Annotated in this window: 7 protein-coding genes; 3 read left to right on the plus strand and 4 right to left on the minus strand. The window is 69.8% G+C overall.

Annotation, left to right across the window (positions count from 1 at the left end):
* Positions 1-72: 72 nt before the first annotated feature.
* The 4 genes from D7Y13_RS36050 to D7Y13_RS36065 form a co-directional block, all read right to left on the minus strand.
* The gene (locus D7Y13_RS36050) at positions 73-1,785 is read right to left on the minus strand and encodes an HD domain-containing phosphohydrolase (protein WP_120536177.1); all 1,713 of its coding nucleotides are present in this window, start codon (positions 1,783-1,785) and stop codon (positions 73-75) included.
* A 23-nt stretch (positions 1,786-1,808) separates the two neighbouring features.
* Complete coding sequence (locus D7Y13_RS36055) at positions 1,809-2,657, minus strand: peptidoglycan-binding protein LysM (protein ID WP_120536176.1); 849 nt, start codon at positions 2,655-2,657, stop codon at positions 1,809-1,811.
* Positions 2,654-3,109 carry a FecR domain-containing protein gene (locus D7Y13_RS36060; RefSeq protein ID WP_120536188.1) on the minus strand — a complete coding sequence of 152 codons (456 nt, stop codon included), beginning with the start codon at positions 3,107-3,109 and terminating at the stop codon, positions 2,654-2,656. Before D7Y13_RS36060 ends, D7Y13_RS36055 begins: the two co-directional genes overlap by 4 nt.
* A gap of 63 nt (positions 3,110-3,172) precedes the next feature.
* Positions 3,173-3,976: a carbon-nitrogen hydrolase family protein gene (locus D7Y13_RS36065; RefSeq protein WP_120536175.1), complete on the minus strand. Its 804-nt coding sequence runs from the start codon at positions 3,974-3,976 to the stop codon at positions 3,173-3,175.
* Between the two features lie 208 nt (positions 3,977-4,184).
* On the opposite strand from D7Y13_RS36065, the gene rimP reads away from it, so the two are divergent.
* From rimP to D7Y13_RS36080, 3 genes are all read left to right on the plus strand, one after another.
* A complete protein-coding gene (gene rimP / locus D7Y13_RS36070; RefSeq protein WP_120585169.1) occupies positions 4,185-4,670 on the plus strand; it encodes a ribosome maturation factor RimP in 486 nt (161 codons plus the stop codon).
* Positions 4,671-4,735: 65 nt separating this feature from the next.
* The gene (nusA, locus tag D7Y13_RS36075) at positions 4,736-6,436 is read left to right on the plus strand and encodes a transcription termination factor NusA (protein WP_120536173.1); all 1,701 of its coding nucleotides are present in this window, start codon (positions 4,736-4,738) and stop codon (positions 6,434-6,436) included.
* A 19-nt stretch (positions 6,437-6,455) separates the two neighbouring features.
* The coding region (locus D7Y13_RS36080) for a YlxR family protein (RefSeq protein WP_147452573.1) at positions 6,456-6,709 on the plus strand (254 nt) is incomplete at its 3' end.

Raw genomic sequence — 6,709 nt, forward strand, 5'->3', positions numbered from 1 at the left:
GGCGTCCTGAGCGCGTGCCTTCCCAGCCCGTCCCGCCGCGCTCCGGGCGGGACGGGCTGGGAAGGCACGCGCTCAGGACGCCAGCTTGACCGGCTGCCGGTGGCCTTCCACCCGCACGCCCCGCTGGGCGAGCACCGCGCGCAGGGCCAGCACCACCTTCGGGTCCAGCTGCGCGCCGCTCAGGTTGTCCAGGATCTCCATCGCCTTCTCCAGCGGCATGGCCTTCTGGTAGGGGCGCGTGGAGGTGCAGGCATCGAAGGTGTCCGCGCACGCCACGATGCGCGCCAAGAGCGGGATGGACTCGCCCTTGAGCTTGTCCGGGTAGCCCGTGCCGTCCCAGCGCTCGTGGTGGTGGCGCACGCACGCGCGCACCGGCCCCAGGAACGTCACCGGCCCGATGATGGCGTCGCCGATGGCGGGGTGCTCCCGCATCGTGGCCATCTCCTGATCCGTCAGCCGGGACTGCTTGGTGAGGATGCTCTCCACGATGCCAATCTTCCCGATGTCGTGGAGGATGCCGCCGTACTGCAGCTGCCGCAGCTCGCGCTCGGTGAGCTTCAGCTCCTTGCCAATCTCCACCGCCACGTCGCCCACCCGCTGACTGTGGCCGCGCGTGTACGCGTCCTTGGAGTCGATGGAGTTGGCCAGCGCGACGATGGTCTCCAGGTAGCCCTTCTCCAGGCTCTCGTAGAGGCCGCGCGTCTCCATGTCGTACGCGAGCAGCTGCTTGCTCATGTAGTTGAACGTCTGGGCAAGCTCCCCCAGCTCGTTCTTCTGGCGCAGGTTCACCTCCACGCCGAACTTGCCGCGCGCCAGCTCCATCGACGTCGCCATGAAGGTCTTCAGGGGCTGCGTCAGGTTGCGGGAGAAGATGGCCGCCAGCACGAGCGCGACCAGGATGGCGCCGCCCAGGCCCGCCAGGATGCGCCGCTCCATCGTCTCCACCTGCCGGTAGGCATGTTCCACCGGCTGCTCGGACACGATGGCCCAGCCCGCCTCCGGCAACACGGAGTACGCCGCCACCACCGCGTCGCGTCCCTCGCCGAAGTTTCCCACATGGAACAGCTCCGTGTCGGGGGACCCCTCGCGCTGCTTGATCAGGTGCGCCAGGGGCGTCCGCTTCGACACGTCCTCGCCCACCGCGCCCAGGTCACCGCCGCCGGTGATGAGGCGCCCGTGCCGGTCCGCCAGGTACGCGAACCCCGTGCTGCCCACGCGCTCCTGCGCCAGCATCTGACGCAGGCCCGCGAGCGTCAGGTCCGCCGCCATGTAGCCCTGCACCGGGTCGCCCACGGGAAAGGCCAGCGTCACCACCGGCCCGCCACCGCCCGGGGACGCCACCACGTCCGAATAGCGCACCCCCGTCAGCCCCGCGTCGAGCAGGGCCCGGGCGCGCTCCTCGTGTTCGGCCACCGCGCTGGGGGCCATGTCGTGCACCGCGAAGGCCTGCAGGCCCGGCTGCCGCTGCTTGTCCGCGCCGAACACGGTGAGCGCCAGCACCTCCTGGCGCTGGTTGAGCACCGCCGCGATGTGCGAGCGCTGCGTGTCGCGCGGCAGGGTGAAGAAGCCGCCCGGCACGCTGGACAACCCCACCACCATCTCCGTGGGGTCCTCCAGGAAGCGCTCGGCCTTGAGCCGCAGCTGCTTCACGCGCTCCTGCGCCAGCTCCTGCGCGTCGCGGATGAGCAGCTCGCGCGTATGGGACACCGACAACCAGCCCACCATCACCGTGGGAACGATGCTGACCACGAGCATCAGCAGGAGGGTGGCTTTGAAAAGACGCACGGCGGTCGCTCCTCACCGGCTGGCTACTTCTGCCAGCCGTCCTTCACCTTGATGTTGAGTTCAAGCGCGTCCGCGGCCAGCTCGAAGCGCCGCGCCGTGGAAGGGACGGACCGGCCCTGTCCCGGGCTCACCGCCGTCACCGTCCAGCGATAACGGCCCGCCGGCAGCGCCGGCAACGCCCATTGCCGGGCGCCCAGCACCTCGCGCACGGGCGAGGGCAGCGGGCCCGCCTCCACCGTCTCCGGGACGACCTCCACTTCGTACCGCGTGGCGCCCTCCACCGCGGCCCACGACAGCGTCACCGGCCCCAGCAGTCCCTGCGCGGACGGCTTCAGCGTGAAGCGGTACTTGTCCGTGGGCTGTACCGGTTGGGGCGCGGAAGGAGGCTCCGGCAGGACGGTGCCCTGCTGCACCCGCACGGACTCCCCCTTCGCGAGGATGCGCGTCGCGTGCTGGGCCTCCACCGTGACGGGCGGCCCCTGGCGGTGGGTGACGGTGGTGGTGCCGCCGTCGTGGCCCACCTCCACCGTGAAGAGGGACGGCTGGGGCGGGTTGAGCAGCGCCCAGGCCTCGTCCGCCTTGTGCAGCGCGTCCGCGTAGCGCGCCTGCTGGAAGTGTGCCTCGGCGTCCTTCAGCCGGTCTTCCGCCTCGCGGCGACGCGCGTCGTTTGGCGCGGCCTTCACCGCCGCGCGCGACATCTCCAGCGCCTTGAGCGCCGTCTGCGGCTCCGCGCTCGGAGCCTTCGGCGTGGCCCCGGAACCACCGCTGCCGCGCCGGGCAGGGGCCTCCGGAGGTTCATGTCCCACCACCGTCGGGGCCGACGGCACCACGGACAGCCCCATCCATGCGCTGAGCCAGAGGGCGGCCTTCATTGGAACTCGATCTTCCTGCCAGCCCGAACCGTGGCGGATGGCGTGGTGACGGACAAGGACTGCGTGGCCGGCTTCTCCAGCGTGGCATCCACCCGTCCGCGAAGGACGGTGACATCCGTGCGCAGCTTGCTCTCCGCGATTCCCACCAGGGAATCGCCCCCCAGGTGCACCGTGCTTCCGTTGGCGAACACCACCTGCGCACTGGCCCCAGCCTCGGTGCGCACCTTGTCGTTCTCGTACAGCGGCAGCTCGCTGCGCGCGGCGCTCCATTCGTCCGCGATCGCGCGTTTGATCTGCACCTCCCCCGTCAAATCTCGCAGGTGCGCGCGCGGCACCGGGGGCGGAAGCGGCGCTTCCGCGGGCCCGCGCGGCTTCTCATCGGCCGTGCAGCCGGGGGGGAGGGCCGCGAGCGCGACCACGAGCAACAGGGGAGGCCAGCGTCGTCCGTTCACCACCGTGGGACGGAGTCTAACCCCAAAGCGCCCCCGAAAAGGGGCCGCCCCGGACCGTTCCGCCTAGTCCAGGCGCCGGTGCGACAGGCATGGAAGATTGCGCCGGATGCGCGCTTGAAGCTCCGGGTCCACCGGCGCTACCGCCAGTCCCTCGCCCTCGGAGGCCCGCGCCGTGACGAGCCCCCACGGGTCCACCACCATCGCGTGCCCGTACGTCTGCCGCTGCGCGGAGTGCCGGCCGCCCTGGGCCGGCGCCAGCACGTACGCCTGGTTCTCGATCGCCCGGGCGCGCAGCAGCACCTCCCAGTGGTCCTTGCCGGTCATCAGCGTGAAGGCCGCCGGCACCGCCAGCAGGGTCGCCCCGTCCCTCGACAGCCGGCGGTACAGCTCCGGGAACCGCAGGTCGTAGCAGACGCTCAGCCCCAGCCGTCCCACCTCCGTGTCCGCCGCCACCACCTCCGTCCCCGGCGCCACCGCCGCGGACTCCTGATAGGTAGCACCATCTCCCACATCCACATCGAACAGGTGCATCTTCCGGTACACGGCCAGCCTCGCGCCGTCCGGGCCGAACAGGACGCTGGTGTTGTAGAGCCGGCCGCCGGGCGCGCCGTCCTCCAGGATGGAGCCGGAGAGCAGGGTGACCTTCGTCTCCCGGGCCAGGTCCGCCATCCGGCTCAGGGTGGGGCCGTCCAGGGCCTCGGCGGCGCCGGGACGCTCGGGCTCCGGGCCCATCCAGGAGAAGTTCTCGGGCAGGCCCACCAGGCGGGCTCCCAGTCCAGCGGCCTGGCGCACGAGGCGGGCAGCCACGTCCAGGTTGTGGGCCTTGTCCGCGGTGGACACCATCTGGGCTGCGGCGATGAGGTGCATGGCGGCGGTTATAACGCCGCCAGGGGGCTCGCGAACCCCTGGGAATCCTTCAATCCAGGGCCGCGTTGATCAGGCGCCTCGGGGTGTGTCCTTCCTTTACACCCCGAGGGGGCGTGTGTTACGGACGCCCCGACATTTTTCGACGCACGACATCGAAAAGTGGGCCGCCGTGCCCGCTTTTCGCGTTTTTGGAGACCTGCATCCCGGTATGGAGTCGAAGAACATCAAACAGACGGTGGAAGAGAAGGCGGCGACGCTGCTCGACCCCATCGTGGCGAACGAAGGCCTGGAGCTGGTGGACCTGGAGTATGTCCGCGAGCGTGAGGGCTGGGTGTTGCGGCTGTTCATCGACAAGCCAGGCGGCCGGGTAGGTCTGGAAGAGTGCTCCCAGGTTTCGCGCGCCGTGGAACTGGTGCTCGACGTGGAGGACTTCATCCCCCAGGAATACAACCTGGAGGTTTCCAGTCCCGGGGTGGACCGGCCGTTGAAGAAGCCGGCGCACTTCGAGCGGGTGAAGGGGCAGAAGGTCAAGGTGAAGACCTTCGGTCCGTTGGGCGATCCTCCGCGAAAGAACTTCGCCGGAACGCTCACCGACGTGGCGGCCGACGCCATTTCCGTGGACGTGGAAGGGGGCGGCAGCTTCCGCATCCCCTTCAAGGACATCGCCAAGGCCAATCTGGAGTTCGAGTTCTAGTTGTCGACATACAGGGGACCCTGATCGCGCCAGGGCCGCCCGTGGACCCATTTTAGGAGAACGTCATGGCAACCCCAGCCAACCCGGCCGTCAACCTCAACCTCGTTCTGGACCAGGTCGCCAAGGACAAGGGCATCGAGCGGGCTGTGCTCATCGCGACCCTCGAGGACGCGATGAAGACCGCGGCCAAGAAGCACTTTGGCCAGGAGCGCAACCTCGAAGCCAAGTACGACCCGGACAAGGGCGTGGTGGAGCTGTTCCAGGCCATCACCGTCGTCGAGCAGATCGTCGACCCCATCCAGGCGGTCAACCAGATCGCCATGGAAGAGGCCCACAAGAAGGGCATGGAGGTCGAAGCGGACGATGAGCTCGTCTTCCAGATCTTCTACCGTGACGAGGACGCCGCGGAGGCCAAGGCCCAGGACGACCAGTACGGGGACATCCTCCGGCTGAAGACCTTCCGCCGCGGCTTCGGCCGCATCGCGGCCCAGACGGCCAAGCAGGTCATCCTCCAGCGCACGCGGGACGCCGAGCGCGAGAACGTCTTCAACGAGTACCGCGACCGCAAGAACGAGATCGTGACGGGCATCGCCCGCCGGTTCGAGCGCGGCAACATCGTGGTGGACCTGGGCCGCGCGGAAGCCGTGCTGCCCGTGCGCGAGCAGGTCCCGCGTGAGACCTACCGCCCGGGCGACCGCGTCCAGGCCTACGTGCTGGACGTACTGCGCGAGTCCAAGGGCCCGCAGATCGTCCTGTCGCGCGCGTCCGTCAACCTGCTCACCAAGCTCTTCGAGATGGAGGTGCCGGAGATCGCCGAAGGCATCGTCGTCATCGAGGCGGCGGCCCGTGAGCCCGGTGGCCGCGCGAAGATCGCCGTGTCCAGCCGCGACTCGGACGTGGACCCGGTGGGCGCGTGCGTCGGCATGAAGGGCAGCCGCGTGCAGGCGGTGGTGCAGGAGCTTCGCGGGGAGAAGATCGACATCGTCCCCTATGACGAGGACCCGGCCCGCTTCGTGTGCTCGGCCCTGGCCCCGGCGGAGGTCAGCCGCGTCATCATCGACGAGGCCAACCACGCCATGGAGCTCATCGTCCCGGACGACCAGCTCTCGCTCGCCATCGGTCGGCGCGGGCAGAACGTGCGCCTGGCCGCCCAGCTGACCGGCTGGAAGCTGGACATCAACAGTGAGAGCCGCGTGCGCGAGATGCGCGAGTTCGCGAGCCGCTCGCTGGGCGCGCTGCCGGGCGTCAACGAGATGCTGGTGGAGACGCTCTACGCGCACGGCTTCCGCCAGGCGCGGGACGTGGCGGACGCGAACGCGGAGATGCTGGCGCAGATCCCCGGCATCGACCCCGCCCGCATCCCCTCCATGCAGGAGGAGGCGCGCAAGCGCATGGTGGAGGACCAGCAGGAGCTGTCGCGCATGGACCACGAGCGCGAGCAGGCCCGGCTGGCCGAGGCCCGCCGTCACCCGGACGAGCTGTCCCAGCCGGAGCGCATGGCGCGTGTGCGCGGCGTCGGCGAGAAGACCATCGAGCAGCTCATCCTCGCCGGTTACCGCACGGTGGAGGACATCGCGAACGAGAAGGACCTCACCCGCCTGGGCGACGTGCCAGGGGTGGGCATCAAGAAGGCCCGCCAGTTGAAGAGCGCGGCGGAGAACTACCTTGTGGAGGAGGCCAAGCTCCGCGCGGAACTGAACGCGGAGAGGAGCCTGCTGGCGTCGGCCGGCGGCTCGGAGGGCGCGGAAGCGGCCAAGGCACCGTAAGCTGGAGGGGGACGGGGAGATGCGCCGCGCAACGAAACGGCCAGGGACACATCCGATTGAAATCACGACGTCAGGTCCGGTCAGGACCTGCGTCGGGTGCGGTTCGCGCAAGGCACAGGCGGAACTCACCCGGTTCGTGGTAGGTCCCCAGGGCGGCGTGGTGGCGGACAGGCGGCGGAGGCTGCCAGGGCGGGGGGCGTACCTGTGCGGTGCCGGTTGTTTGACGGCAGCGCTCAAGCGTAAGGCGCTGGGCAGGGCCTTCCGAGGCAAGGC

The organism is Corallococcus praedator, assembly GCF_003612125.1.
GTDB lineage: Bacteria > Myxococcota > Myxococcia > Myxococcales > Myxococcaceae > Corallococcus > Corallococcus praedator.